The sequence below is a fragment of the Paenibacillus albidus genome (assembly GCF_014644435.1).
GTDB lineage: Bacteria > Bacillota > Bacilli > Paenibacillales > Paenibacillaceae > Paenibacillus_AQ > Paenibacillus_AQ albidus.
Genome location: NZ_BMKR01000023.1, coordinates 1 through 26,520, shown reverse-complemented (window position 1 = coordinate 26,520; position 26,520 = coordinate 1). Strand labels below are relative to the sequence as shown.

25 protein-coding genes and 1 tRNA gene are annotated in these 26,520 nt (G+C 46.9%); 9 read left to right on the top strand and 17 right to left on the bottom strand.

Translation table 11 applies throughout. The annotated features are described in order from the left end of the window. Nucleotides 1-61: 61 nt before the first annotated feature. From IEY53_RS22395 to IEY53_RS22380, 4 genes are all read right to left on the bottom strand, one after another. Nucleotides 62-152 (bottom strand) — tRNA-Ser (locus IEY53_RS22395). Between the two features lie 43 nt (nucleotides 153-195). Beyond that, nucleotides 196-408 carry a DUF951 domain-containing protein gene (locus IEY53_RS22390; protein ID WP_189028971.1) on the bottom strand — a complete coding sequence of 71 codons (213 nt, stop codon included), beginning with the start codon at nucleotides 406-408 and terminating at the stop codon, nucleotides 196-198. Further along, nucleotides 398-1,444, bottom strand: a complete 1,047-nt coding sequence (locus IEY53_RS22385; protein WP_189028969.1) for a mechanosensitive ion channel family protein — start codon at nucleotides 1,442-1,444, stop codon at nucleotides 398-400. Before IEY53_RS22385 ends, IEY53_RS22390 begins: the two co-directional genes overlap by 11 nt. 1 nt (nucleotide 1,445) lies before the next feature. Continuing rightward, nucleotides 1,446-1,706 (bottom strand): putative Se/S carrier protein, encoded by a 261-nt coding sequence (locus tag IEY53_RS22380; RefSeq protein WP_189028967.1) that lies wholly within the window; start codon nucleotides 1,704-1,706, stop codon nucleotides 1,446-1,448. Nucleotides 1,707-1,823: 117 nt separating this feature from the next. On the opposite strand from IEY53_RS22380, the gene yyaC reads away from it, so the two are divergent. Further along, nucleotides 1,824-2,429 carry a spore protease YyaC gene (yyaC, locus tag IEY53_RS22375; protein ID WP_189028965.1) on the top strand — a complete coding sequence of 202 codons (606 nt, stop codon included), beginning with the start codon at nucleotides 1,824-1,826 and terminating at the stop codon, nucleotides 2,427-2,429. Here yyaC and IEY53_RS22370 read toward each other — a convergent pair. The 12 genes from IEY53_RS22370 to rpmH form a co-directional block, all read right to left on the bottom strand. After that, the gene (locus tag IEY53_RS22370) at nucleotides 2,404-2,904 is read right to left on the bottom strand and encodes a DUF4446 family protein (protein WP_189028963.1); all 501 of its coding nucleotides are present in this window, start codon (nucleotides 2,902-2,904) and stop codon (nucleotides 2,404-2,406) included. The genes yyaC and IEY53_RS22370 overlap by 26 nt on opposite strands. A gap of 20 nt (nucleotides 2,905-2,924) precedes the next feature. Further along, complete coding sequence (locus IEY53_RS22365) at nucleotides 2,925-4,100, bottom strand: aminotransferase class V-fold PLP-dependent enzyme (RefSeq protein ID WP_229696292.1); 1,176 nt, start codon at nucleotides 4,098-4,100, stop codon at nucleotides 2,925-2,927. Nucleotides 4,101-4,252: 152 nt separating this feature from the next. Next, the gene (locus IEY53_RS22360; protein WP_189028960.1) at nucleotides 4,253-5,095 is read right to left on the bottom strand and encodes a ParB/RepB/Spo0J family partition protein; all 843 of its coding nucleotides are present in this window, start codon (nucleotides 5,093-5,095) and stop codon (nucleotides 4,253-4,255) included. Further along, a complete protein-coding gene (locus tag IEY53_RS22355; RefSeq protein WP_189028958.1) occupies nucleotides 5,088-5,849 on the bottom strand; it encodes a ParA family protein in 762 nt (253 codons plus the stop codon). Before IEY53_RS22355 ends, IEY53_RS22360 begins: the two co-directional genes overlap by 8 nt. A gap of 207 nt (nucleotides 5,850-6,056) precedes the next feature. Continuing rightward, entirely contained in the window at nucleotides 6,057-6,872 is an 816-nt protein-coding gene (gene noc, locus IEY53_RS22350; protein ID WP_189028956.1) for a nucleoid occlusion protein, read from the bottom strand. Nucleotides 6,873-7,190: 318 nt separating this feature from the next. Continuing rightward, a complete protein-coding gene (rsmG, locus tag IEY53_RS22345) occupies nucleotides 7,191-7,913 on the bottom strand; it encodes a 16S rRNA (guanine(527)-N(7))-methyltransferase RsmG (RefSeq protein ID WP_189028954.1) in 723 nt (240 codons plus the stop codon). A 2-nt stretch (nucleotides 7,914-7,915) separates the two neighbouring features. Beyond that, on the bottom strand, nucleotides 7,916-9,802 hold the full coding sequence (gene mnmG / locus IEY53_RS22340) for a tRNA uridine-5-carboxymethylaminomethyl(34) synthesis enzyme MnmG (protein WP_189028952.1): 1,887 nt from the start codon (nucleotides 9,800-9,802) through the stop codon (nucleotides 7,916-7,918). Between the two features lie 77 nt (nucleotides 9,803-9,879). Continuing rightward, nucleotides 9,880-11,256, bottom strand: coding sequence for a tRNA uridine-5-carboxymethylaminomethyl(34) synthesis GTPase MnmE (gene mnmE, locus IEY53_RS22335; protein WP_189028950.1), 1,377 nt, complete (start codon nucleotides 11,254-11,256; stop codon nucleotides 9,880-9,882). Between the two features lie 167 nt (nucleotides 11,257-11,423). Continuing rightward, on the bottom strand, nucleotides 11,424-12,161 hold the full coding sequence (gene jag / locus IEY53_RS22330; protein WP_189028948.1) for an RNA-binding cell elongation regulator Jag/EloR: 738 nt from the start codon (nucleotides 12,159-12,161) through the stop codon (nucleotides 11,424-11,426). Beyond that, a complete protein-coding gene (locus tag IEY53_RS22325; RefSeq protein WP_189028946.1) occupies nucleotides 12,158-13,045 on the bottom strand; it encodes a YidC/Oxa1 family membrane protein insertase in 888 nt (295 codons plus the stop codon). The genes jag and IEY53_RS22325 overlap by 4 nt, the downstream gene beginning before the upstream one ends. A gap of 86 nt (nucleotides 13,046-13,131) precedes the next feature. Next, a complete protein-coding gene (rnpA, locus tag IEY53_RS22320; RefSeq protein ID WP_189028944.1) occupies nucleotides 13,132-13,482 on the bottom strand; it encodes a ribonuclease P protein component in 351 nt (116 codons plus the stop codon). Between the two features lie 306 nt (nucleotides 13,483-13,788). Continuing rightward, on the bottom strand, nucleotides 13,789-13,923 hold the full coding sequence (gene rpmH / locus IEY53_RS22315; RefSeq protein ID WP_087918963.1) for a 50S ribosomal protein L34: 135 nt from the start codon (nucleotides 13,921-13,923) through the stop codon (nucleotides 13,789-13,791). A gap of 672 nt (nucleotides 13,924-14,595) precedes the next feature. On the opposite strand from rpmH, the gene dnaA reads away from it, so the two are divergent. The 6 genes from dnaA (at nucleotide 14,596) to gyrB (ending at nucleotide 21,033) form a co-directional block, all read left to right on the top strand. Next, complete coding sequence (gene dnaA / locus IEY53_RS22310) at nucleotides 14,596-15,942, top strand: chromosomal replication initiator protein DnaA (protein WP_189028942.1); 1,347 nt, start codon at nucleotides 14,596-14,598, stop codon at nucleotides 15,940-15,942. Between the two features lie 196 nt (nucleotides 15,943-16,138). Then, nucleotides 16,139-17,281: a DNA polymerase III subunit beta gene (dnaN, locus tag IEY53_RS22305; protein WP_189028940.1), complete on the top strand. Its 1,143-nt coding sequence runs from the start codon at nucleotides 16,139-16,141 to the stop codon at nucleotides 17,279-17,281. A 46-nt stretch (nucleotides 17,282-17,327) separates the two neighbouring features. After that, entirely contained in the window at nucleotides 17,328-17,555 is a 228-nt protein-coding gene (gene yaaA / locus IEY53_RS22300; RefSeq protein WP_189028938.1) for a S4 domain-containing protein YaaA, read from the top strand. A 137-nt stretch (nucleotides 17,556-17,692) separates the two neighbouring features. Continuing rightward, the gene (recF, locus tag IEY53_RS22295; RefSeq protein WP_189028936.1) at nucleotides 17,693-18,811 is read left to right on the top strand and encodes a DNA replication/repair protein RecF; all 1,119 of its coding nucleotides are present in this window, start codon (nucleotides 17,693-17,695) and stop codon (nucleotides 18,809-18,811) included. A gap of 17 nt (nucleotides 18,812-18,828) precedes the next feature. Next, nucleotides 18,829-19,077: an extracellular matrix regulator RemB gene (gene remB / locus IEY53_RS22290; RefSeq protein ID WP_189028934.1), complete on the top strand. Its 249-nt coding sequence runs from the start codon at nucleotides 18,829-18,831 to the stop codon at nucleotides 19,075-19,077. Between the two features lie 45 nt (nucleotides 19,078-19,122). After that, nucleotides 19,123-21,033, top strand: coding sequence for a DNA topoisomerase (ATP-hydrolyzing) subunit B (gyrB, locus tag IEY53_RS22285; RefSeq protein ID WP_189028932.1), 1,911 nt, complete (start codon nucleotides 19,123-19,125; stop codon nucleotides 21,031-21,033). A gap of 87 nt (nucleotides 21,034-21,120) precedes the next feature. Here gyrB and IEY53_RS22280 read toward each other — a convergent pair whose 3' ends face one another. Beyond that, nucleotides 21,121-22,023 (bottom strand): YheC/YheD family protein, encoded by a 903-nt coding sequence (locus IEY53_RS22280; RefSeq protein WP_189028930.1) that lies wholly within the window; start codon nucleotides 22,021-22,023, stop codon nucleotides 21,121-21,123. 376 nt (nucleotides 22,024-22,399) lie between these two features. Between IEY53_RS22280 and gyrA the strand changes: the two genes are divergently transcribed. Both gyrA and IEY53_RS22270 read left to right on the top strand, forming a co-directional pair. After that, nucleotides 22,400-24,952 carry a DNA gyrase subunit A gene (gyrA, locus tag IEY53_RS22275; protein ID WP_189028928.1) on the top strand — a complete coding sequence of 851 codons (2,553 nt, stop codon included), beginning with the start codon at nucleotides 22,400-22,402 and terminating at the stop codon, nucleotides 24,950-24,952. A gap of 188 nt (nucleotides 24,953-25,140) precedes the next feature. Beyond that, nucleotides 25,141-26,247 carry an HD-GYP domain-containing protein gene (locus IEY53_RS22270; RefSeq protein ID WP_189028926.1) on the top strand — a complete coding sequence of 369 codons (1,107 nt, stop codon included), beginning with the start codon at nucleotides 25,141-25,143 and terminating at the stop codon, nucleotides 26,245-26,247. Nucleotides 26,248-26,520: the final 273 nt, after the last annotated feature.

Sequence of the window (26,520 nt, the reverse complement as noted above, 5' to 3'; positions counted from 1 at the left end):
AGACAACAAAAAATCCTCCGTTGCAAGAACGAAGGATTGTTATTTAAGATGCATTGTAAGGTGGCGGAGAGGGTGGGATTCGAACCCACGCACGCTGTGACACGCCTAACTGATTTCGAGTCAGCCCCCTTGGGCCTCTTGGGTACCTCTCCGCAGCAAGACTTATTGTATCATGCGCCCCTTTTATTTGCAAGCTTAATTATTGTCGGTCCCGCTCTCCGCTGAACGCAGCACCTTTTTCATATTCTTCTCGAATTTCGCCCGGGGAACCAGCACACTGTGCTGGCAGCCTGTACATTTGATCCGGATATCCATTCCCATACGAATGATCTCCATTTCATTGCTGCCACAGGGATGCGGCTTCTTCATCTGCACAATATCCCCCAGACCGAAAACTTTACGTTCCACTGTTCTTCCCCCTTTCTTCTTCTTGTGCGGCAGCCACTTGGCGGCTTGGCGCTGAGGAAGCATCCCTCGTCCCATCGGCCTCCAGCCTGTCTTCTGCGGCCCTCATCGTTGCCGCCGCCCTGGCTTCTGCCTCCGCCGCTTCACGGGCCTCCTGCTCAGCACGGGCGGCTTCCTGGGCACTCTGTTTCTCCAGTGCCTGCTTGATGTCATTCTGGATCTGTCGCTCTGCTGCCTCTCTGGCATTAGGCTGACAACTGGCTGCTACACGGACTACGTATTCCGCGGTGCTCATCGACTGTACCCCAAGCACATTTGGATAAGCCAGCACACTCTCGCTCCGCTCTTCAATCCCTTTTAACGCCTCAGCAATCAACCCCAGTGTGCTTTCCAGGCTTCGCTCCATTTTAACCGGCACATCCACCACAGCAAGCGCATTAGCTATGGAATAATTGGTCACATTTAGTATGGAGCCATTAGGTATGATAAAGACCTCTCCGGTATGGCTGAGCAGCCGGGTTGTTCTTAGGCCTATCAATTCAACCGTCCCTTTGAACGTTCCCGTCTGGATCACATCGCCAACTGCAAACTGGTCCTCCAGTATAATGAAGAATCCGGTAATTACATCTTTGACCAGACTTTGCGCACCGAACCCGATCGCCAGCCCAAGCACGCCTGCCCCTGCCAGCAATGGAGCCAGATCAAAATGAAACTCTGACAGCACCAGCAGTATCATGACGAAGTTGCAAATGACGGTGACTACATTCTTGAGCAGCTCGCCTACTGTGGTGAACCTGCGGGTATTGGAGAGCATCCTCCCCCCCGTCTTCCGCTGTAGGGAGCGGTCAATTACATTGTATACGACTTTAATAATAATCCGTGTAAGGATAAATATAATAAGGAGTCTCAGGCCGGCAAAAAGCACATTCATCCACATATCTATATCGGTGAACCACTGCCAAATCTTATCCCTGAATCCAAGCGCTTGCTTCAGCACCTTTTGAGGGTCCGTAGCTACATCCAAATACCAATCCTTCATTTCATTCTCCTCCCCCTGCAACCAGCACATAGCCATTCTTATCCTTGCCATAAATGCCGCGAATCTCTACGTTCTGTTCGGCTATAAGTGTGCGCACCCCATTTAATGCACTCGCAAAGAATTGAATCGAGATTGCACAACCTGCCGTGATCTCCTTTGGCGTTGGAAAGATATCAATTTCGATCTCCGCGTATTCCAGCAGCATTTCGGCACGCAGTGCCTGCTGGGTGGAGTCAAATGCAATCAGCATTTCTTCCTCCATGCCTCACGCCTCCTTCTTCTAGGCATCTTGTCCTATCTCTCGCAGCCATAGTATAAAATCCCTCTCCCATCCATATACTAGATAGCAAATAGAATCTGCATTAGAAAGGAAGATGATATGAGCTCTTCATCCAAAGTATCCCCGCTGCAAGAACCGTCCTGTTTAAAAATATCACATACGGATCCCGATATCTATTCTGCCATCACTCATAGACTGCTTTTCCACTTCTCCCGCACCCGTCCAGGCACAAAAATCGTGGTCGTATGCATAGGCACTGACCGTTCTACAGGCGATTCTCTGGGGCCGCTGGTCGGCACCTCTTTATCCCGTTTCCACAGTCCGCTCTTTGACCTGTATGGGACTCTGGAGGATCCGATCCATGCCGTAAATCTCGAAGAAACTTTGACTCTTATTAACGAAAGATACAGTAATCCATTTGTCATCGGAATAGATGCCTGTCTGGGGCATTCCACCAGTGTGGGTTCGATTCAGGTTGTGGATGGTCCGCTCAGACCAGGCGCGGGGGTAAACAAACAATTGCCGCCGGTTGGCGATATCCATTTGACTGGAATCGTTAATGTCGGCGGCTTCATGGAATACTTTGTACTGCAGAATACAAGATTAAGTTTAGTGATGCGCTTGTCGGATATTATTGCCACCAGCCTCTACTCGGCGATTAAACAATGGAATCTCCATGCTAAGTCTGCTGCAACGCGAGAGTAATAACCTCTCTCTCTTCCGGGGACAACGGATACTGCGAATCGCCACTTTTCATCGGTTTGGAGTAAATAAAGGAACCCTCGCGGTTGTGCAGGCTGGTAATCACAATCCCGCTGCTGTTGTCGTCAAGGATGGCCAATGAGAAACTAAGGTCATTCCCTCTTTCGCCAAAAGCATTATAACGTTTCAAGGCTACATTAGACTTCATGCCGCGGACTTTTTGCTCAATAGCCTGAATAGCCGCCCGCTGTCCGCTTTGCTCTTCCTCCAGCATATCGCTTTGGTTCTTCAGATCAAGCAGAAGGCTTTCCAGGTCCTCCACACCGCTCCCGGACATCATGACCTCATACCTGCGCCGCATTGATCGAAGCTTGTTTCCTTGAACAATAACAGCTACACCCAGGAGCAGCATAACTGCAGCGAAACCAAGTACAACCCATTGCAATTGCTCACTTACTAATCGATTGATTTCTGACATGAATGGACCATCCTTTTAATTTATCTGCTGCGGGTATTGCCGTACATTTCCTTGATAGCTGCCAGCAATTTACCCACTTCTTGTCGTGTCGTATCCACACCTACACTTGCCCGAACAGCACCTGTCTCCAAAGTATTTACAGCCTTGTGTGCCAGTGGCGTACAATGCATGCCGGAGCGAACCGCAATATTATATTCACGATCCAGACGATGGGCAACCCCGGCAGACTCCTGACCCTCAATAACAAAGGATACGATTCCCGTTCGCGGGTTTCCCGGGGCAGGACCAAGAAGGCGCAGGCCCGGTATAGCGGACAAGCCTTCCATCATCGTCTGGGTTAAATCCCATTCGCGCTCATGGATCATCTTCACCCCAATGGACCTGACCTTCTGAACCCCTGCCATTAAGCCGGCTATCCCTACAGTGTTTTGCGTTCCGGCTTCGTATCGGTCCGGGCGGACAGAAGGCTGCTCACTATTTTCCGATTGACTGCCCGTCCCCCCCAGAATCAACGGCTCCAGCTCCAGCTCGGGAGAAATATATAGTCCCCCTGTACCCTGCGGACCCAGAAGCCCCTTATGGCCCGGAAAAGCCAATAAATCAATCCCCATCGCACTCACATCAATATCCAGAGAACCGGCGCTTTGGGCGGCATCCACCAAATAGACAGCCTTATGCGACTTGACGATTCCGCCAATCTCCCCAACCGGAAGAATGCTTCCCAGCAGATTGGAGCTATGGTTGCAGATAACCAATTTGGTATTAGGACGAAAAGCACCTTCTAATTCCCGCAGATTGATCTGACCTTCCTCATCCACCTGCAGATAATCCACACCAATCCCGATAGTCCTGCGCAAGTATTCAAGAGGTCTGCGCACCGAGTTATGTTCAGTCATTGTCGATATCACATGATCCCCTGCCTGCAGGACCCCACGGATCGCCATATTCAAACCCATCGTTGTATTATGCGTAAAGACAATATCCTGCGCATTGGCAACACCAAACAAATCAGCCAATAGACTGCGGGTTTTCACCAATATGCGGCCTGACCCCATCGCCATGGAATGAGTCCCTCTTCCGGCATTAGCCCCTGAGTGTTGTAAAACACTCAGCATCGCATCCGCCACCTCCGGAGGCTTAGGCCATGAGGTTGCAGCATGATCCAGATAAACAACTTCCTCTTTGTTTCTGTTCACGCGACGATCTCCACCTTTTCTTATTGTTCCACAATAGCAGGATGTCACACATTTAAAATAAGCCCTCATTAAAACGAGTACTCACAAAAAAGCATACCCCTCCTTATCCCTCAGAGGATAGTTCAGGATATGCTATCAGTCGTTTATATCCTTCAGTTCCCCAGTAACTCCAGCAATCGTTCAAGGTCTTGGGTACTGTAGTAATTCAATTCAATTTTGCCCTTTTCTTTACCTTGTTTAATTCTTACGGTTGTTTTGAAACGTTCCCGCAGTGTTTCTTCAACATTATCAATATAGGGGTCCCGTTTCACTACTTTCGCCTTAATTCCGTTTACAGGCTTACGGTCCAGGTTTTTGACCGTCTCTTCTAACTCTCTAACACTCCACTGTTGCTCCACACATTGCTCTGCAAGCTGTTTCACCAGTTCCGGATCTTTCAGGGCCACGATAGCGCGTGCATGCCCCATCGAAATTGTTCCACGTGAAACATATTCCTTCACTTCTTCCGGCAAAGAGAGCAACCGTAAAAAGTTAGCGATATGAGATCTGGATTTCCCTACCTTCAGAGATAACTCCTCTTGAGTAAGCGAGAACTGATCCATCAATCCTTGGTAAGCCACCGCGATTTCCATTGCATTCAGATTCTCACGCTGCAAGTTCTCAATCAAGGCAATCTCCATTACCTGTTGATCACTGAGGCTACGGACTACCGCCGGAATGGTTGCTTTGCCGCAAAATTGGGATGCACGGAACCGCCGTTCCCCAGCAATAATCTCATACCCTTTAAGTACACTGCGCACAATAATAGGTTGAATGACTCCATGCTGACGAATTGACTCGGCCAGTTCCTGGATAGCCTCTTCGTTGAAATCTTTACGGGGTTGATAGGGATTAGCACGGAGCTGACCTAAGGGGATTTCCACCACCTTATCGTCTTCATTGATCGACAAGGATGGAATCAGCGCATCCAACCCTTTACCCAACCGCTTACTCATAAGAAATCACTTCCTTTGCCAACTCTAGATATACTTCTGCCCCTTTGGAACGGGAATCATAAGTAATAATGGATTGCCCATGTGATGGCGCCTCACTCAAACGCACATTGCGTGGAATGATTGTTCTGTATACTTTTTCCTGGAAATATTTCTTAACCTCTTCGATGACCTGAATACCCAGATTAGTCCGGGCATCCAGCATCGTCAAAAGCACCCCTTCAATCTGCAAATGAGGGTTGAGGTTTTTTTGGACGAGTCGTACCGTGTTAAGCAGCTGGCTCAATCCCTCCAGCGCGTAGTACTCACACTGGATCGGAATAATAACTGAATCGGCAGCGGTCAAGGAATTTATTGTCAATATTCCCAAGGATGGCGGACAATCAATGATGATATAATCATAATTACCTTTGACGGCATTCAGGGCCTTTTTCAGCTTCAGCTCTCTGGAAATCGTGGAAACCAGCTCAATCTCCGCACCTGCTAATTGAATGGTTGCAGGAATAATGTGCAGGCCTTCGATACGTGTCTCCAGGATCGTTTCCTGGGGCTCAACTTCATTAATAAGAATATCATATATGCAATTTGCTACATCTGCTTTGTTGATGCCAACGCCGCTTGTAGTGTTGCCTTGTGGATCGATATCGACAAGCAGCACTCTTTTCCCTAAAGTAGCCATGCTGGCACCCAGGTTCACAGAGGTTGTTGTCTTACCGACACCGCCTTTTTGATTTGCTATGGCAATAATCTTGGACACTTATTTCACCTCGAATAGTTAGGAAGAATCATCTGTAGGTCGCAAGTAGAAAAGGCAGCGCCGCCCAATGGGACGGCAACACTTCTGCGGGAAATAGATAAGCAATAATTGCAGATTTTCTACTTATTTATCTGGTTGGTATGAACCGGGTTAAGCCGCACAAAAGGCGGCCAATCACCTCAGGGCCGCCTGCAGCTTTGAAAGAACTTATCTTTTGGGAATCTGGATAACAATTTCGTAATGGTCACCACGGTCATTCTCCGATGTTGTGATCTCCATTCCTGAGCCTGAAACCATATCAATAGATTGGCGAATTGTATTCAGAGCCAGACGAACATCCTTGGTATAGGAAACCCGCTTTGACTTTTTGGTTTTGTTGACCTCTTTATAAAAAGCAATTCGTGCTTCCGTCTGCTTCACATTCAAGCCTTTGGTAATAATCTCAGCCAGAACCTTCAACTGCATCTCTACACTATCCAAAGACAACAGAGAACGTGCATGGCGTTCAGTAATTTGCCGTTCCATAAGAGCGGTCTTGACCTCTTCCGGTAAATGCAGCAAACGAATTTTATTGGCGATAGTGGATTGGCTTTTACCGAGTCGCTGTGCCAAGCTTTCTTGAGTCAATTGATGAAGATCGATCAATTTCTGATAAGCGATAGCTTCTTCAATAGAAGTGAGCCCTTCACGTTGCAGATTCTCAATTAATGCAATCGAGGCTGCTTGTGAATCATTCAGTTCTCGAATAATGGCCGGAATTGTTGCCATACCCAACTTTTTCACCGCGCGCCATCGACGCTCACCCGCAATAATCTCATATATGGAGTCGCGCATGCGTACAACAATGGGTTGGATAACTCCATGAGTTTTGATAGTCTGGCAAAGCTCATCTATCTTATCGTCATCAAATATCGTCCGTGGTTGATAGGGACTGCTGATGACCTCATGAACCGGGATCTGTTTGATTTCTTCTCCGCTGCTCCGCTCGGTAAATCCAAAAAGCTTGGTGAATTGTTCTTTCATTCCGTTCATAACCACCTAATTTCGTAATAGTACGATCCTTCTTAAGCTTAAGCTAAGCTATCGTACAACAATGAACAAAGTTTTTCTAGAATGATGGCATTCAAGAAGCAGAACTTTACTATATTATTCTATCACTTTTCTGCTCATAATCCTATTCTCCATAGGAACCTATTTTTCCTGCAATTTTTAAATTTCATTTGCTCTATTTGTGTGGACTTACTTAGTTTTATGTATATACAAAAAAACAGGCGACTTTCTCTTCTGAAGAAGTCACCTGTTTGGAAATCTAAGGCAGTTAGTATTGTTTCACGTGAAACATTAGACTAGCGGTGTTTTGGCAGGAATTCCCGCTTTGCGCGGATATTTGGCAGGTGTAGCCCCCGTCTTACGTATCAGCACAATGTGCCGGGATGACTCCTCGACTGGTAGGCTGAACGATTCGACCCTCTCCAATTCAGCACGTAATTCTTTGAAGCTTTTCTTTGCCTCACTTAATTCCTCTGAAGGGTCGTTCCCTTTCATAGCTGCAAATATCCCGTCTTTACGCGTAAAAGGCAGACAAAATTCATTTAGCAGCGACAGTCTGGCTACGGCCCGGGCCGTAACCAAATCGTAGGCATCGCGATGCTTGAACTGGCGGGCAATATCCTCTGCTCTCCCATGAATCAGCTCTACATTTGTTAAATTCAATGTGGTACATACATGCTGAAGAAAAGAGATTCTTTTGCTTAGCGAGTCAACTATGGTGAGCTTCAAATGTGGAAAACAAATTTTAAGCGGGATTCCCGGGAATCCTGCTCCTGATCCTATATCCGCCAAACTCTTCACTTCATTGATATCTGTGAAAAAAGCAAGAGAAATAGAATCATAAAAATGCTTGGTATATACTTGGTCACGCTCCGTAATTCCCGTAAGATTCATCTTTTCGTTCCAGGAGACCAGGTCCCGGAAATACAGCTCAAATTGCTCCAGTTGTTCCGGATCAAGCTTGATTCCCTTATCTTGCAAGCGTGCGATGAAAAGCGTCAAAGTATTGTCCATAATTATCCTCTCGCTGCCGTCACCCGGTTATAATGCTCCAGATAGACCAGCAGAATGGAAATATCCGCAGGTGTTACCCCGGCGATTCTTGATGCTTGCCCAATGGACAACGGTACAATCTGACTGAGCTTTTGCCGGGCTTCCATTGCCAATCCATGAATCTCGTGATAGTTGATATCATCGGGGATTTTCTTCTTCTCCATCTTTTGCAGCCGTTCTACATGCTGCAGTTGTTTCTCGATGTAACCGGCATACTTAATTTGTATACCTACCTGTTCTTTCATTTCATCATCAAGAACTTCAGGAGATGGCGATATTTCATCCACTAGACGGTAATCCACCTCAGGACGGCGCATTAGCGTCAGCAGATTGCTGCCATCTACAATAGGTGCAGATTCAAATTTAGCGAGTACTTCATTAACATCAACAGGCTTAACCTTGGTTTCTTTCAGACGTACAATCTCGCGATCGACGCGACCTTTTTTATCCAGGAAAGCTTCATAACGCAGCTCAGGGATCAATCCAATCTCATGTCCGATAGGCGTCAGACGCAGGTCAGCATTATCATGGCGGAGCAGCAGACGGTATTCCGCACGTGAAGTCAGCAGGCGGTAAGGCTCATTGGTTCCTTTGGTTACCAGATCATCAATCAGAACGCCAATGTATCCTTGCGAACGATCCAGGATGACAGGCTCTTTCCCCTGCACCTTGCGTGCCGCATTAATTCCAGCCATTACACCTTGACCCGCAGCTTCTTCATATCCCGAGGTTCCATTAATTTGTCCTGCGGTGAATAGCCCGGGCAGACGTTTCGTTTCAAGCGATGGCCATAGCTGTGTAGGTACCATCGCATCATATTCGATAGCATACCCGTTGCGCATCATCTCTACTTTCTCCATTCCAGGAATGGAGCGGAGAACTGCCAGCTGCACATCCTCGGGAAGACTGGTAGATAGGCCTTGAACATAGTATTCCGATGTGTTTTTACCTTCCGGCTCCAGGAAAATCTGATGTTGTGACTTATCGCTGAATCGAACTACCTTATCTTCAATGGAAGGACAGTAGCGCGGGCCGGTTCCTTCAATAATCCCTGTAAACATCGGAGCCCGATGCAGGTTATCGTTAATAATCTGATGAGTCTCCGGCGAAGTATAGGTCAGCCAGCAAGGCAGCTGTTCGTTTGTCGAAGCCTTGGTTTCAAAAGAAAAGAACTTGGGCTGCTCATCCCCCGGTTGAATTTCAGTCTTGGAGAAATCAATGGTATCCTTATGCACACGCGGAGGTGTACCTGTCTTGAAGCGCACAAGATCAAAGCCAAGCTCACGCAAATGCTCAGACAGCTTCACGGAAGGCTGTTGGTTGTTTGGGCCGCTTTCATAGGTCAGTTCACCCATAATCACCTTGCCGCGCAAGTAAGTGCCGGTAGTCAGAATAACAGTCTTGCTGTGGTATTCAGTTCCAGTCTTTGTAATTACACCCGTGCAGATGCCATCCTCGATGATTAACCGTTCTACCATCCCTTGCCGGAGTGTAAGATTCGGTGTTTTCTCCATCGTCTCTTTCATCGCATGCTGATAGAGGAACTTATCTGCCTGTGCACGCAGTGCGTGAACGGCAGGCCCTTTACCGGTATTCAGCATCCGCAGCTGAATAAAAGTCTTATCTATATTCCGGCCCATTTCCCCGCCAAGCGCATCGATTTCCCGTACCACATGCCCTTTTGCAGGTCCGCCGATGGAAGGATTACATGGCATGAACGCCACCATATCCAGGTTAATTGTGATCATCAAAGTGCTGCAGCCCATCCGGGCTGATGCCAACGCAGCTTCACAGCCGGCATGACCGGCACCAATGACGATAACGTCATAGTGGCCTCCATTATAACTCATGTCTCTAACCTCCTATAAATATATATCATCCTGCTTAGGTGAGCCTGATAGCCTTCTCAAGCTCACTTCCCGGCAGGTTATTTACCTAAACAAAATTGCGAGAAAATTTGATCCAACAGCGAATCTGCAGCCGTATCCCCAATAATCTCTCCAAGCTGCTCCCAAGCCAGACGTACATCAATTTGAATCATATCAATAGGAATGAATTGATCCGCTGCCTCATAAGCATCCTGCAGTGACCGGTAGGCTTTCTTGAGTAAGGCAATATGCCTTACATTACTAACATATGTCAAGTCACCCGACTCCAGTTTCCCACCGAAAAAGAGTGTCGAAATGGCCTCTTCCAAATGATCCAGACCTTCCTCTTCCCGAACAGACATCGGTACAATGCTGGATTCGTCAAAAAAAGACAACAGCTGCTCCCGGTCCAATTTGGACGGTAAGTCCATTTTATTCATGATACATAAACATTGTCTACCGTGGATTTGTTCCATCAATGCCAATTCGTCTTCATTTAATTCTTCATTTGCATTCAATACCAGTAAAATAAGATCTGCATCCATCACTGCTGCCTTGGATCTCTCCACCCCAATCCGCTCCACAACATCCATCGTTTCACGAATTCCGGCTGTGTCCAGCAGCTTCAGCGGTATATTGTTAATGGTCACGTACTCTTCTATAACATCCCGTGTTGTTCCGGGAATATCGGTTACAATAGCTTTATTATTGCGTGCAAGCGCATTGAGCAATGACGATTTGCCGACATTCGGGCGCCCGATAATCGCGGTCGTGATCCCTTCCCGGAGAATCTTTCCTTCATTCGCTGTCTTGAGCAGCTTGTTGATGCCTTCCATAACTTCAGTGCTTTTATCTTTTATAAATTCGGCAGTCAGTGCTTCCACATCATGCTCAGGATAGTCGATATTCACTTCAATGTGCGCCAAGGTCTCAATAAGCGTATGACGCAAAGCATGGATACGCTCCGACAAAGATCCGCTTACCTGCTTCAAAGCTACCGAAAAGGCCCGGTCCGACTTGGAGCGGATAAGATCAATAACGGCTTCAGCCTGGGATAGGTCAATACGTCCGCCCAAAAAGGCCCGTTTGGTGAATTCACCGGGTTCCGCCAATCGAATATCCTGCTGCAGTAATACGTCCATTACTCTTCTTACCGAAATGACTCCGCCATGCGTACTGATCTCCACTACATCTTCTGTGGTAAAAGAACGTGGCCCTCTCATCACGGTGACAAGCACCTCTTCCATAACCTCTCCGTCTCCCAGGCTGATGATATGCCCGTAGTGTACGGTATGGGTAGGTGCGTCTGTCAGCGATACCCGGCTGCGGAATAACGGTGCCACCTGAGTGATTGCCTCCGGTCCGCTTACTCGGATAATCGCGATTCCTCCCTCGCCTAATGCCGTTGATACGGCAGCAATTGTATCGCTAAGCATGTTGTCCCTTCACCTCATCCTATCTGCTCTATATGGAAGAAAAAAATCGTTTCTGCACAAAAATAGTTGGGTATAGTGTAAGTGAGCCAACTATTCAGGTATCCTGCTTTGTATTGTAAAAAAACAATGACCCCTTTCATTGGTCAAGGAGTCATTGCGGCATATAGTCAATGCTTCAAAGTTATAACAACACGGCGATTGGGTTCCTCGCCTTTACTGAGTGTGTCCACCTGCTTGTGATCCTGCAGCCGGGAATGAATGATCTTCCGTTCCTGCGGAGACATCGGCTCCAGAACGACCTCTTTGCGCGTGCGGATGACGCGTCCGGCTAATCGGTCGGCCAGTTCCTCGAGTGTCTTCTTCCGGCGTTCCCGGAAATTCTCCGCATCCAGCACAAGCCGGATAAAGCTGTCGGAATACCGGTTGGCTACGATATTGGCCAAATATTGCAAAGCATCGAGAGTTTGTCCTCTTCTGCCGATCAGCAGTCCCAGATCCGGACCCGATATTTGCAGAATAGTTGATTCCTTGGTGTGGACGATGTCTACTTCTACCTCGAGCCCCATGCTCTTGGCAACATCCACAATGAAATGAACGGCTTCTTGGTAAGCATCCTCCACCGGGGGTCCGGAATCTTGGCGTGGTACGCCGCCGATAGCCTCGTGTTTGCTCTCTCTTGTTGACTGCTCAGGCACTGACGGAGCACTCGCCGCTGAAGCCGGTGCGATTTCGGCAATCAAGGTTAATTCTACCTTGGCGCTTTTCGCACCGATCAATCCCAGGAATCCTCTTGATGGCTGTTCAAGTACGTCGACCGTTACCCGGTCTCTCTTTACTCCAAGTTGGGTAAGTCCCCATTCTACAGCATCTTCAATGGTTTTCCCTGTCGCGACGACTTTGCTCATTTTGACTTTTTGGCCCCCTTCGATGCCTTGCCGCCATTGCCTTTCGCTGCAGGAGTGACATCTTTGCTCTTCACAAGATTGACATCCTTGCTTGTACCGGCACCAGCGACAGCCAATTTGGTGGAATCGTTATTGCGGTATAAGAAGTAGTTCTGAACAATCGTGTAAATATTGCTGTATACCCAGTACAGAGGCAATGCAGCCGGGAAGTTGTAAGACATTACAAAGATCAGAACCGGATAGACCATCATCATGAATTGCATCGGCCCTTGCTGCTGGACCGGATTCATCTTGGTCATCATCTTGGTTTGAATGAACGTTGTCAATGCAGCTAGTACAGGCAGGATAAACAGTTTATCCGGTTCACCTAACTGAAGCCACAGGAAAGTATGTTCTCTCAACTGAGGATTATAATAAATAGAGTTGTAAAGGGCGATAAAAATTGGCATTTGCACAATCAGCGGCAGACAGCCCGCCATCGGGTTAACCTTGTTCTCCTGGAACAGGCGCATGGTTTCCTGCTGAACCTTTTCCGGTGTATCTTTATATTTTTTCTGGATCTTTTGGAGCTCCGGTTGAATGGCCTGCATCGCGCGCGAGCTCTTTACCTGCTTCATGGTGAGCGGCAGGATCAGCGTGCGGACAATGATAACCATCACAAGTACGGCTAGCCCATATTGTCCATTAAACCATTTGGCAAAGGTATCCAGAGCAGTAGCAAAATAAAAGACGACATTACTCTGCCAAAAGCCCCCATTCTTTAAATCCTCCGTGGTATGCGTTACTGTAGCCGACGGAGAGCATCCCGACAAAACAGCTAACGACAACACCATTACAGCGATGAGGAGAAACCATTTTCCTCGTCTAGTCTTCATTAGAGACACTTCAAAACCCCTTTCTTGAACATTCCATTCCACCGTAAATCATACCATAATTATGGAGACAAATAAACAAGCCTCTTCGGCCTCTCTTATTTGCGGGAAGCCTTGAGCAGCTTGGCTTTGCGCAGCACATGGAGCACACTTTTCTCCAGCTCCGCATATTCCATAGCAAGTGCTCCTTTTCTTACGATAAACACCATATCCAGTCCGCTTGCAATTTCGGATTCATGATGACGGACAATCTCCTTTACCACTCTCCTCATCCGGTTGCGGACCACGGCATTCCCAACCTTCTTGCTGACCGACACGCCAAGCCGGAACCGCTCTACCTCTTTTTTGCTGAACCAATACACCACAAACTGATGATTCGCAAAGGACTTCCCATGGCGATATACGCGGCTGAAGTCGGCACGGTTTCGTAAACGTAGACTTTTGCGCACTGACAATCTCCTCATTAAAAAATCCGGCTCCGTAAGGAGCTCCGAAAATTTTTTCTTCTAATAGTATAGTCATTGGATGCCCGCCATAAACAGCTGCCCCCGATACGAGTTCTTACATATATATAGGAGACATTTACAGGAGCATGCATAAAATAAGCCCCGCAAAGTGTAGCCAACGCATCTAAGCGTGATCCTAAACCTCTGCAGAGCCCCATGGAAATTATAAATACAGTTAAGAAGAATCGGCTTCTTCGTCTATTTTTGATTTTAAAAAAGACCACCGTAGTGGTCCTAAGTGGCCTTTACTTACGCACTCAATTTTTTTCTGCCTTTAAGGCGGCGGGCTGCCAGCACTTTACGGCCGTTTTTCGTGCTCATTCTTGTACGGAAACCATGCACTTTCTTACGCTTGCTCACATTCGGTCTGAACGTCGGTCTCATTGTTGCACCTCCCTTACAGGATCTCAATTACTGTCATATAAGCAGAAACGGACTAAGCCGTTCTTAAAGTAGGGACAGTATCTACAAGTATAATCATTTTAATTTGGAGACATATCCTCACAGAAAACACCTTTATATATTAAAACACATTATCTGATTAAAAGTCAACAGCAGTATCCAGATGTTCAATCTCCCCTATCCATGGATTTATCCACAACTCCGCTCTTCCAAAAAGTAATCCACAGGATTCTACAGTTATCCACCTGTTATTAAAAAAAGAAGTCGAGTTCTCGCAGCTGAGCACAACCTGTGTATAAAATTATCGAAAGCTTGTTGTAAAATGTCGAAGCATAAACAAATTATCAACAATATGTAGTGGTGTTCTTAAATATTATACACAAGTGCTTGAATTTGTGGATAAAATAGCGCGGCTCATTGAAAAACAGGGGTAGTTTTGCTATGATGGTATTACTTTTGAATGTGAATAGATTTGTTTGTTCTCTATATTATCAACAAGCTGTGGATAAAGTTGTGAACAATTCAAATTTATCCATATTTTTTTGTCTATGCCTCTTGTACATTGGGGATAAATATCAGCAGCAACTTATTTTCTTCGACATTTCCACTTCATGGCTGATGCCACATTTGGAAGATTTAAAGGAGTGACAGTCTGTGGACAGCCATACTTCCGAATTATGGCAGCAAATTTTATCGATTATTCAAACCAAACTAAGCAAGCCGAGCTTTGATACCTGGTTTAAGGCTACCAAGGCAACAACCTTCAACTCCCAGGTCCTTATCATCTCGGCACCTACAACGTTTGCAGTAGAATGGCTGGAAAGTCGTTACACCAAACTGGTGGGAGCTACGGTTTACGAGGTCACCGGACAACAGGTTGACGTCAAATTTGTGATTGAAGAGAACAAGCCCCCAGAGCTTGTAGTCCAGCAGTCTCCGCCTACTCCCGTGGTATCGCGTGAAGAAGCCCAGACGCATTTGCTCAATCCCAAGTACACCTTCGACACCTTCGTGATCGGTTCCGGCAACCGTTTTGCGCATGCAGCCTCGCTGGCTGTGGCCGAAGCACCTGCCAAAGCATACAATCCCTTGTTCCTGTATGGCGGAGTTGGGCTTGGCAAGACCCACTTGATGCACGCCATTGGCCACTATGTTCTTGAGCATAATCCCAATAACAAGGTTATCTACATCTCGTCCGAGAAATTCACCAATGAATTTATCAACTCGATCCGCGACAACCGCGGGGAAAGCTTTCGCAACAAGTATCGTAACGTTGACATTTTGCTGATTGACGACATTCAATTCCTGGCTGGCAAAGAGTCCACGCAGGAGGAATTTTTTCATACGTTCAATGCACTGCACGAAGAACGCAAGCAGATTATCATCTCCAGTGACCGTCCGCCGAAGGAAATTCCCACCCTTGAGGAACGGCTGCGTTCCCGGTTTGAATGGGGCTTGATTACGGATATCCAACCCCCTGACTTGGAGACACGGATTGCCATTCTGCGCAAGAAAGCCAAGGCAGAGAATCTGGATATTCCCAACGAAGCCATGATGTACATTGCCAATCAGATCGATACGAACATTCGTGAGCTGGAGGGAGCACTGATCCGGGTGGTAGCCTACTCCTCATTGACCAATCAGGATGTAACAACCCATCTGGCCGCTGAAGCTCTGAAGGATATTATCCCTTCCAGCCGGCCGAAGATGATCACGATCGGGGATATTCAGCAAAAGGTAGGCGAATACTATAATCTGCGCCTCGAAGACTTCAAAGCGCGCAAACGTACCAAAGCGGTAGCATTTCCGCGTCAGATCGCCATGTATCTATCCCGTGAATTAACAGACTATTCGCTCCCCAAGATCGGAGAGGCCTTCGGGGGACGTGACCATACAACCGTTATCCATGCCCATGAGAAAATAACACAGTCATTAAAGGTCGATCAGGAGTTGTATAAAGTGGTAAATAATCTAGCGGAGAAAATTAAAAATCCTTCTTAAGAGGAACAAAGAGCCTATACACAATCTATACACATGTGAATAGGCTTAATTTTATGCTGTTCAGCAGAGTTATCCACATATCAGACGCCCCTACTACTAATACTAATAAATATATATAATAATTCATCATCTAAGAGCACATCTGAATAACCTTACACGCATCGCAATTTCCCAATTTTCAGCTAGGAGTGAAATCATGAAAATTAGCATTCTTAAAAATGAACTGAACGAATCCATCGGACACGTATCCAAGGCTATATCCAGCAGAACGACGATCCCTATTCTGACAGGTATCAAATTCGAGGTCAGTCACCAAGGGGTAACTCTGACTGCAAGTGATACCGACATTTCTATTCAGTCGTTTATTCCTGCAGAGAATGACAGCCATACCATCGTGAAAGTGGAGCAGCCAGGGAGTGTTGTGCTTCCGGCCAAATTTTTCGTCGAGATCATCAAGAAGCTTCCCTCCAAAGAAATTCACATGGAAGTAAAAGAGGGCTTTCAAACCTACATCTCCTCCGGGGCCACCGAGATTCAGATCGTCGGTCTTGATCCCGAAGAATTCCCGGTTCTGCCAAGTATTGAAGAGAATGATACGATTTCACTTCCAGGTGATTTGCTGAAAAATATGATCAAACAAACCGCTTTCTCCATCTCCACCCAAGAAACAACCCCGATTCTTACAGGTGTTCTGTGGAACTTGAATGACAATGAGTTCAAATTTACAGCAACGGACCGCCACCGGCTGGCTACGAGAGCTGCCCAGCTGGAAGGCACAGAAAGCGTTCAATTCGCCAATGTTGTAATCGCAGGCAAGACGCTTAATGAACTCAGTAAAATTATCCCGGATCAAAATATGCTGGTGGATATTGTCGTTGCCGATAATCAGGTGCTTTTCAAAATTGACAAAGTGCTGTTTTATTCGCGGATTCTGGATGGAATTTATCCGGATACTTCTAGGATTATTCCGACAGCCTACAAAACAGAACTAACTTTGGACACTAAAAAGCTGAGCGAATCGATCGACCGTGCTTATTTGCTGTCCCGGGAAGAGAAAACAAATATCGTCCGCATGCAAACGCTGGAGAATGGCGGTATTGAAATCTCATCCAGCTCCTCGGAGCTGGGCAAGGTTCGCGAGGAGCTGGAAGTGATTGATTTCAATGGGGAACCGCTAAAGATTTCGTTCAACTCCAAATATATGCTGGATGTACTGAAGGTTGTAGAAAGTGAGCAGCTTGTCATTGCTTTTACAGGAATGATGAGTCCGATCATTCTGAGACCGCTTGATGACAGTCATAGCATGTATGTTATTTTGCCTTACCGCACAACCAATTAATGCCGCTGTTCACGCCTGTGGATAAGTGGTGGGAAGGATAAAAACGATGAAAAAAATACTTATCCACAGTGGATATATTAAACTGGACCAGTTCTTAAAGCTGTCGGATTGTGTATCCACAGGAGGAATGGCCAAGGCACTGCTCCAAGAGGGACATGTTCTTGTCAATGGGGAAATGGAAGAACGCCGGGGCCGCAAGTTGTATCCGGGGGACCAAGTCGAAGTGAAAGACGAAGGTGTCTTTGAGGTAGAAGGCGGCGGAGTCAAAGAGTAGCAGAGGTCCGGAGCCGGACAACATGAATTGAAAAAGATCTCTCAGGGAAAAAGCGGTTCGCAGAATCGCTTTTTTTGTTAGAATATAATAAAATAAAAGTTTGACGATGACCTTTTTATCCTAGGAGGAACCCTTTCGTGTTTGTTAAAAATATCGGTCTGCAGCATTATCGCAATTATGGGCTGCTGCGTCTGGAGAGCCTGGGGGATGTCAATCTGATTCTGGGTCAGAACGCCCAAGGTAAAACAAACCTCATGGAGGCCTTGTTCGTTCTTGCGATGACCAAAAGTCACCGCACCTCCAAAGACCGCGAGCTCATTTCGTTCGACGCGCCGGCGGGCTCTGCCCAGATTCATGCCGAGGTACAGCGTAAATACGGTGACCTGAAGCTGGAGCTGAACCTGTCGGCCCAGGGCAAAAAGGCTAAGATTAACGGCCTGGAGCAGCGGCGGTTAAGCGAATTTGTCGGGTCACTCAATGTGGTGATGTTTGCTCCCGAGGATCTGGAGATTGTCAAAGGTACTCCGGGAATCAGGCGCCGGTTCCTCGACATGGAGATTGGCCAAGTGCAGCCCAGCTACCTGTTCCATCTGCAGCAATACCAAAAGGTACTGCTCCAAAGAGGCAATCTCCTCAAACAGCTGTGGGGTAAAGAGGCTGCCGGAAGAGAGCTGCTGGAGATATGGGATATCCAACTTGTAGAGCATGGTGTTAAAATCGTCAAAAAAAGGAAAGAATTCATAAAGAAGCTGCAAATTTGGGCTGAAAGCATCCATAAGGGGATTACGAACGGTGGAGAAGAGCTTAAATTGCTCTATGTTCCTTCTTTTGGTGATAGAGACGAGGAAGATGAAGCTGTCTTATTAGACAATTTTATGTTAAAGTTATCACAAACGAGAGAACAGGAAATCAGGCGTGGCATGACGCTGACGGGCCCCCATCGGGATGACCTGTCCTTTTTTATCAACGGAAGAGAAGCCCAGGTCTATGGTTCTCAGGGACAGCAGCGGACGACAGCCTTATCGCTCAAGCTGGCGGAAATCGAGCTAATCCATGAAGAAATTGGTGAGTATCCTGTGCTGCTTCTTGATGATGTCCTGTCCGAACTGGACCCTTACCGCCAGACTCAGCTTATCGAAACCTTTCAAAGCAAGGTACAGACGTTCATTACCGCTACCGGCATTGAAGGTCTGAATGCCGATAAATTAAAAGGCGCAAGCCTATATCATGTTCGTGATGGAAAAGTGGAGTTATAAGGAGCGGAGGAAGAAGCGTGTATATTCATTTGGGCGGGGAAAAGATCATAAGGTCTTCAGAGTTGATCGCTATATTTGATATTTCGATTGAGAAATCTTCCAAGGTATCGAAGCAGTTCGTGGTTCAGTCCCAGTTGAACAAGAAACTGGAGCGGATTGGTGAAGAGGAAGCGAAGTCCATTGTGGTAACAAAGAATATCGTGTATTACTCCCCTATCTCCTCCTCCACTCTCAAAAAAAGAGCCAAAATCTTGTTAGAGATATAAGATTACTTGTTACAAAGAGATAATCAGAAAGAAGTAGGTGAAGGCATGTCAATGAATCAACCGACATATGATGAGAGCCAGATTCAGGTTCTGGAAGGCCTAGAGGCGGTCCGCAAACGTCCGGGCATGTATATTGGCTCCACAAGTGCCAAAGGTCTGCATCATTTGGTGTGGGAGGTCGTAGACAACAGTATCGATGAGGCGCTCGCCGGTTATTGCGACAAGATTCAAGTGATTATTCATGAGGACAACAGTGTGACCGTTATTGATAATGGACGCGGTATCCCGGTAGGGGAGAACGTAAAGCTGAAGAAATCTACGCTTGAGGTTGTCATGACAGTACTGCATGCAGGCGGTAAGTTCGGCGGCGGCGGATATAAAGTATCAGGGGGTCTGCACGGGGTTGGTATATCTGTAGTAAACGCCCTGTCCGAGAAAGTGGTCGTTGTTGTCAAACGTGAGGGCCATATCCATCAGCAGGAATACAAACGCGGTGCGCCGCAGTATGACATCAAGATTGTTGGGGACACGGATGAGACCGGTACAACGACTACTTTTCATCCCGACCCTGAAATCTTCACAGAAACAACGGTTTTTGAATATTCGACGCTGCTTACCCGTATTCGGGAACTGGCTTTCCTGAATAAAGGCATTGAGCTTTCGCTGACTGATGAACGTACAGGTGTCTCCAACTCGTTCAAATATGATGGCGGTATTGTGGAATACGTTAAATATCTCAACGAGAAAAAAGAAGCGCTGCATGAAGATCCTATCTACGTGGAAGGTTCACGGGATATGATCCAGGTTGAGGTAGCACTCCAGTATAATGATTCATATACAGAGAATATTTATTCTTTTGCCAATAATATCAATACCCATGAGGGCGGTACCCACGAATCGGGTTTCAAAAGCGCTCTGACTCGCATCATCAACGATTATGCCCGTAAGTCCGGTGTTATTAAGGACAGCAATTCGAACCTGACAGGTGACGATGTCCGGGAAGGCTTGACAGCGATTATCTCCGTCAAAATCCCGGAGCCGCAGTTTGAAGGCCAAACCAAGACCAAACTGGGCAACAGTGAGGTGCGCGGGATTGTCGAATCGCTCTTTGGAGAGAAGCTGCAGGAATTCCTGGAAGAGAATCCTGCCGTGTCCCGCCGTGTGCTGGAGAAATCACTGCAAGCTTCACGGGCTCGTGAGGCAGCCCGCAAAGCACGTGAGCTGACCCGCCGCAAGAGCGCCTTGGAAGTAAGCGCCCTGCCGGGTAAATTGGCTGACTGCTCCTCCAAGGACGCTTCGATCAGTGAGCTGTACATTGTCGAAGGCGACTCTGCCGGTGGATCGGCCAAACAGGGCCGGGACCGTCATTTCCAGGCCATTCTGCCGCTCCGCGGTAAGATCCTGAATGTAGAGAAGGCGCGTCTGGACCGCATTTTGTCCAATGCTGAAATCCGGGCAATTATCACGGCTTTGGGAACAGGCATCAGCGATGATTTTGACCTGACCAAAGCCCGTTACCACAAAGTTGTGATTATGACCGATGCCGACGTTGACGGTGCGCACATTAGAACTTTGCTGCTCACCTTCTTCTACCGTTACATGCGGAAACTGGTGGATGCCGGCTATATCTATATCGCTCAGCCGCCGCTGTTCAAGATTGAACGCAACAAGGTGATCCGGTATGCCGGTTCGGAGAAGGAACGCGATGAGATTATCGCTACCTTCGGGGAGAATGTAAAGGTCAATGTCCAACGTTACAAAGGTCTGGGCGAGATGAATGCAGAACAGCTCTGGGATACAACCATGGATCCTGAGACCCGTACCATGCTGCAGGTGACAATTGAAGATGCAATGCTGGCCGACAGTATTTTTGATACGCTGATGGGCGATAATGTTGAACCCCGGCGCGAATTTATTCAGGAGCATGCTACATCTGTCAAAAACCTTGATATTTAAGATAGTGCATTACGGCGTTAAGCCAAAGCTGATATTCAAATATACCTCCGGTTTCTCTTCCTGACAGGATGGGAAGCCGGTGGTTTTTTATTTACACGCACGGCTTTTTTGCTTTTGTTTTTGTTTGCGGCGGTAAGGGAATGCAGAAATTTTGGTGGCTTTTAAACGCCCATAGGCTGTTGCGTACCGGTGAATTCTGCGGTAGATGGACTTATCGCGGAATATGTTGAACACGACAATGGCCGGCAATGTATTTACCTCAAGCAGCCATAAGTTATGATGATGATCTAGCGCAACATCAAGACCAATTTCTTTGATACGGGGATAGGCGGTTTCGAGCTGTCTGGCGATTTGAACGCCCAGGACTCTTAAGTGGTTGATGGCGGCAGCGGCTTCAGCAGGATTCATATGTTCTTTAAATAATGTTCTGACTGTATAAATGCTGCCCCCGCTATGATAATTGGTGATAATTTTCCGCGGAGCGGCTACCCGCCCCAGCATCCCGGTGGTCTCCCATGTACCGGCAGGAGTTTTCTGGGTCAATACCCGCAGGTCAAACGGCCGTTTTTTATGTTGCAGCAGATCAATTCCTTTCTGAATCAAATAGACCCGATTCTGAATGCGTTGCAGCAGTGCTTCATGAAGCAGCTCAGGGGTAGTGAAGACCTCTGCACCTTTGCCGTATCTCAAAATATAGATAACCTGCTCTTCTATCGCTTCTTCAACACCACCGCTAGTGTCGGTGGTATGTTCCTCGCTTCCGGGATGAAGGCTGGGGCGGAGGTTTACGGTTCTTTGTTCAGCTCTCATGACGCCGCTGCCATAAGTACCGCGGTCAGGCTTAATGTAGACCATTGAATATAACCCGAGCAGCTCCTTAAGTGTATCGAAACTGTATTTGCGGGTATCAGGAATGTAGAGGGAGAGTGACCTGCTCTGCAGGATAACCTCGGTTTTAGCCCATTTGCTGGAGACCCGTTGAATCCTCATCATCTTCCTCCTCATATCTTTTGTTCCATTTTCTTGGGTACTGAAATGTTAGGACAAGTTACTTAAAGAATGGTATAATATAAGGATATGGGACCTGCGTTTACCTTAACGAAAAGAGGGTGGAATTGCCCTTTTTCATGTCTTTTACAGTCTATGTACTGATGGCTTTTGCGGAAAGGGCATCTATCCTTATATGAGTAAAAGAAATCAGTATTCCAGAATAAAAGGCTATAAAGTGGACTTGTGAGGGTTACCTGGTGCCAAACACCGTCCTCTTCTAAAGTTCAACTTATGAAGGATGTTTAATTGTGCTACTTTTGTGAAAGTAATATAATAAAGGGTAGCGGTTTTTTAACTGAAGGAGGTCCAGCAACTCATGGCTGAACAAAATAACCCGCAAATCAAAGATCGGGACATTGGTGTGGAAATGCGTGAGTCCTTTATGGATTACGCGATGAGCATCATTGTTAGCCGGGCTTTGCCGGATGTGCGGGATGGATTGAAGCCGGTACACCGACGCATTTTGTTTGCAATGTCGGAACTTGGAATGTTCTCGGATAAACCCCACAAGAAATCAGCGAGAATCGTCGGCGAAGTAATCGGTAAGTATCACCCTCACGGTGACTCTGCCGTATATGAGACGATGGTACGGATGGCCCAGGACTTCTCCATGCGCTATATGCTGATTGATGGTCATGGTAACTTTGGATCGATTGACGGAGATATGGCGGCAGCGATGCGGTATACCGAAGCACGTCTGTCCAAGATCGCCGGAGAAATGCTTCGTGATCTGAATAAAGAGACCGTTGATTTTGCACCCAACTATGATGGTGAAGAGCATGAGCCTGTAGTATTGCCGGCGCGTTATCCCAACTTGCTGGTTAATGGTGTCTCAGGTATTGCTGTAGGTATGGCTACCAATATTCCTCCGCACAATCTGGGTGAAGTAATTGATGGTGTACAGGCAATGATCAAGAACCCTGATATCACACCTATGGAGTTAATGGAATATATCCAAGGGCCGGATTTTCCTACAGCAGGTTATATTTTGGGCCGTGAGGGAATTCGTCAGGCTTACCGGACAGGCCGCGGCTCGGTAACGATGCGTGCCAAAGCAATAATCGAAGAGAACAATGGCAAAGCACGTATTATTGTGCATGAGCTGCCATATCAGGTGAATAAAGCAAGATTAGTAGAAAAGATAGCGGAATTGGTCCGTGAGAAACGGATAGAAGGAATTACAGATCTTCGCGATGAATCGGACCGGAACGGCATGCGTGTCGTAGTTGAAATGAGAAGAGATGTTAATCCTAGCGTTGTACTGAACAATCTGTACAAACACACTTCCATGCAATCGACGTTCGGTATCAACATGCTGGCTATTGTAAACAATGAGCCGAAGATTCTGAATCTGCGCGATGTGCTTTATCATTATTTGCAGCACCAGATTGAAGTTATTCGCCGCCGGACTGAGTTTGATTTGAAGAAGGCACAGGCACGTGCGCATATTCTGGAAGGTCTTCGGATAGCATTGGATAATTTGGATGCAGTTATTGCTCTGATCCGTGCTTCACGTACTACGGATATTGCCCGTGAAGGTTTAATGACCACCTTTACCCTGAGCCTCGAACAGGCACAGGCCATTCTCGACATGCGGATGCAGCGTCTTACCGGTCTGGAACGGGAAAAGATTGAGAACGAATATAATGAACTGCTGGCTAAGATTGCCGAGTATCTGGAGATTCTGGCCAATGAGCATCTGGTCCTGGAGATTATCGGCAGTGAGCTGCAAGAAATTCGTGATAAATATGCGGATGACCGGCGGACAGAAATTACTGTCGGAGAAGAAAGCATATTGGATGAGGACCTTATTCCACGTGAAGAGGTCGTCATTACCGTCACCCATACAGGTTACATCAAACGTTTGCCGGTTAGCACCTACCGCAGCCAGAAGCGGGGGGGACGCGGCGTAATGGGTATGGATACGAAGGACCAGGATTTCGTGGAGCATCTCTTTGTAAGTAACTCCCACAACTACCTGATGTTCTTCACCGATAAAGGCAAGGTTTATCGGATCAAGGCCTATGAGATTCCTGAGCTTGGACGTACTGCCCGTGGAACACCAATCATTAACCTGATTCAGATTGAACAGGGTGAGAAGATCAGTGCGGTGATTCAGGTAGAAGAAGCTGACAGCGATAAGTACCTGTTCTTTGCTACCCGTGAAGGTATCGTGAAGAAGACGCCGCTTGAGGATTACAATAATATCCGCAAGGGCGGTCTGATTGCCATCAATCTTCGTGAAGAAGACTCGCTGATCGAGGTTAAGCTGACGGACGGTCAACAAAAGCTGATCATGGGTACTGCACGTGGTATGTCCATTACGTTCTCCGAAAATGATGTACGTTCAATGGGCCGCAGTGCGACCGGTGTCAAGGGTATTACACTGGATGAAGATGACCATGTTATCGGAATGGACTGTGTCGATCAGGAACTCGAAGTCCTAATTGTAACCACCAAAGGTTACGGTAAACGGACACCGGCCAGCGATTATCGTTCCCAGACCCGGGGCGGTAAAGGGATCAAGACGATCAACCTTACGGAGAAGAATGGTCCTGTTGTTGGTCTGAAGGTTGTTAAGAACGATGAGGACTTGATGATTATCACAACCAGCGGTACACTGATCCGTACCAGCATGGACGGAATTTCTACAATGGGCCGTTATGCGCAAGGTGTGAAATTGATTAATATCCGCGAGGATGATGCAGTCGCAACCCTTTGCAGAGCCGATAAGAATGAGGAAGACGATGAACTATCGGAGCATGAAGAAGGCGTCGAGGGACAAATTATAACCGATTCCGCAGAACCATCAGATGCGGTGGACCCGTCTGAGCCAGGTGACGGCAGTGAAGAGGACAATTTGGAATAGAATCACCATTACTGGAGCGAAAGTTTCTTATACATAGAAACTTTCGCTCTTTTTTGTAAATATAGCTATTTCCATACTGGTTGCCTGCATCTATCCATACTATAATTAGGGACATAATGTAATCACACTATTACTAGTAGAGAAGGGCTCGTAGGGCCTGGTGTTATAGAAATAAAGGGGCTGAGCATATGCCAAGCATAGCGGTTGGAGAACTGAAACCGGGATCCAAAATAATCAAAGACGTGATCACTCCGTTGGGTGGCACTTTATTCAGTAAAGGAAAAGTAATATTGCCGCGGGATCTGGAAATCCTGCAAGCTTTTTTAGTACAACAAGTAGAAATTGAGGGCAGTGAGGTTGAAGGGAAGACACCCGAGCCTCCCAAAGCAGTGGCCACAGCCGGGGCAATTGCTCACAAGCCAGGAACCATTATTAACGAATCTCTGCTGGCCAAAAGCAATTCTTCACTTCATGATGAGTATGAAAAAATGCTGATGCTTATAAAAAAAAGCTACCGCTCTGTGGCTGCCGCCCCGCTGCCTATCCTTGAACTGCGCAGCCAGTTGGAAATACTGATTAGCCACCTTAAAGATTATCATGTGCTTAAGTTTGCTCCACGTACAATCCATGATATCGACTACAATTATCACAATGCAGTATTGTCTGCTTTAACCTCCTATAAAATCGCCCAGTGGTGTGGTTATCCGCAAAAGGATTGGATGCAGGCTGCATTTGCCGGGCTGCTCCATGATATAGGAAACGTTAAGGTGGACATCTCTCTTCTGCAAAAACCGGAGTCTCTGAGTAGTGAGGAAATAGAGGAAGTACGCAGACATACCACTTATGGCTACCAGCTTTTGCGCAACGTTACTGCCATTAATGAGGGGGTAAGGCTTGCGGCTCTGCAGCACCATGAGAAGATCGACGGCACCGGATACCCGTTGCGGCTGGAAGGCAGTCAGATTCATGACTATGCCAAGATTGTGGCAGTAGCAGATATATTTCATGCCATGACATTAAAAAGGGCATATAGGGAAGCCCAGTCCCCTTATCTGGTGCTGGAGCAGATTCTGACAGAGAGCTTTGGGAAGCTGGACCCTGTTATTGTACAAGTCTTCATTCAAAAGACGACCGAACTCTATAATGGTACACGGATACGTTTAAGTGACGGACGGCATGGAGAAATTATCTTTACCGATCGCAGTAATCTTACCCGGCCCATGGTTCAAATTGAAGGAAGCATTGTTAACCTTGCTGTAGAGCGTGAGCTTTACATACAGGAGATCATTGCTTAGTAATAGGCGGGTGATCTTCGTAAAGGCAATGCTCCAGCCGGTATAGATGGAGGAACATTAATAGTGGTGGAGCATTGCTTTTTTATATACAATTATCTTTTAAAAAATGCTTGCAATAGTATGTCGATCCATGATATATTATATTTCTGGCCGCGAGACACCAAGTTGAAGCTCAGAAAGAAATTAAAAAAAGAGCTTGCATTAATCGGCCGAACATGATATATTATAAGAGTTGCTGGTGACGAGATAATCGCCGCTAACAACGAGCTTGAT

Bases quoted from the DNA above. Each gene is read 5' to 3' on its own strand.
- IEY53_RS22385 (WP_189028969.1), bottom strand. From the start codon at position 1,444: ATGAAGGATTGGTATTTGGATGTAGCTACGGACCCTCAAAAGGTGCTG.
- IEY53_RS22380 (WP_189028967.1), bottom strand. From the start codon at position 1,706: ATGGAGGAAGAAATGCTGATTGCATTTGACTCCACCCAGCAGGCACTG.
- yyaC (WP_189028965.1), top strand. From the start codon at position 1,824: ATGAGCTCTTCATCCAAAGTATCCCCGCTGCAAGAACCGTCCTGTTTA.
- IEY53_RS22370 (WP_189028963.1), bottom strand. From the start codon at position 2,904: ATGTCAGAAATCAATCGATTAGTAAGTGAGCAATTGCAATGGGTTGTA.
- IEY53_RS22360 (WP_189028960.1), bottom strand. From the start codon at position 5,095: ATGAGTAAGCGGTTGGGTAAAGGGTTGGATGCGCTGATTCCATCCTTG.
- noc (WP_189028956.1), bottom strand. From the start codon at position 6,872: ATGAAAGAACAATTCACCAAGCTTTTTGGATTTACCGAGCGGAGCAGC.
- rsmG (WP_189028954.1), bottom strand. From the start codon at position 7,913: ATGGACAATACTTTGACGCTTTTCATCGCACGCTTGCAAGATAAGGGA.
- mnmG (WP_189028952.1), bottom strand. From the start codon at position 9,802: ATGAGTTATAATGGAGGCCACTATGACGTTATCGTCATTGGTGCCGGT.
- mnmE (WP_189028950.1), bottom strand. From the start codon at position 11,256: ATGCTTAGCGATACAATTGCTGCCGTATCAACGGCATTAGGCGAGGGA.
- jag (WP_189028948.1), bottom strand. From the start codon at position 12,161: ATGAGCAAAGTCGTCGCGACAGGGAAAACCATTGAAGATGCTGTAGAA.
- rpmH (WP_087918963.1), bottom strand. From the start codon at position 13,923: ATGAGACCGACGTTCAGACCGAATGTGAGCAAGCGTAAGAAAGTGCAT.
- dnaN (WP_189028940.1), top strand. From the start codon at position 16,139: ATGAAAATTAGCATTCTTAAAAATGAACTGAACGAATCCATCGGACAC.
- yaaA (WP_189028938.1), top strand. From the start codon at position 17,328: ATGAAAAAAATACTTATCCACAGTGGATATATTAAACTGGACCAGTTC.
- gyrB (WP_189028932.1), top strand. From the start codon at position 19,123: ATGTCAATGAATCAACCGACATATGATGAGAGCCAGATTCAGGTTCTG.
- IEY53_RS22280 (WP_189028930.1), bottom strand. From the start codon at position 22,023: ATGAGGATTCAACGGGTCTCCAGCAAATGGGCTAAAACCGAGGTTATC.
- gyrA (WP_189028928.1), top strand. From the start codon at position 22,400: ATGGCTGAACAAAATAACCCGCAAATCAAAGATCGGGACATTGGTGTG.
- IEY53_RS22270 (WP_189028926.1), top strand. From the start codon at position 25,141: ATGCCAAGCATAGCGGTTGGAGAACTGAAACCGGGATCCAAAATAATC.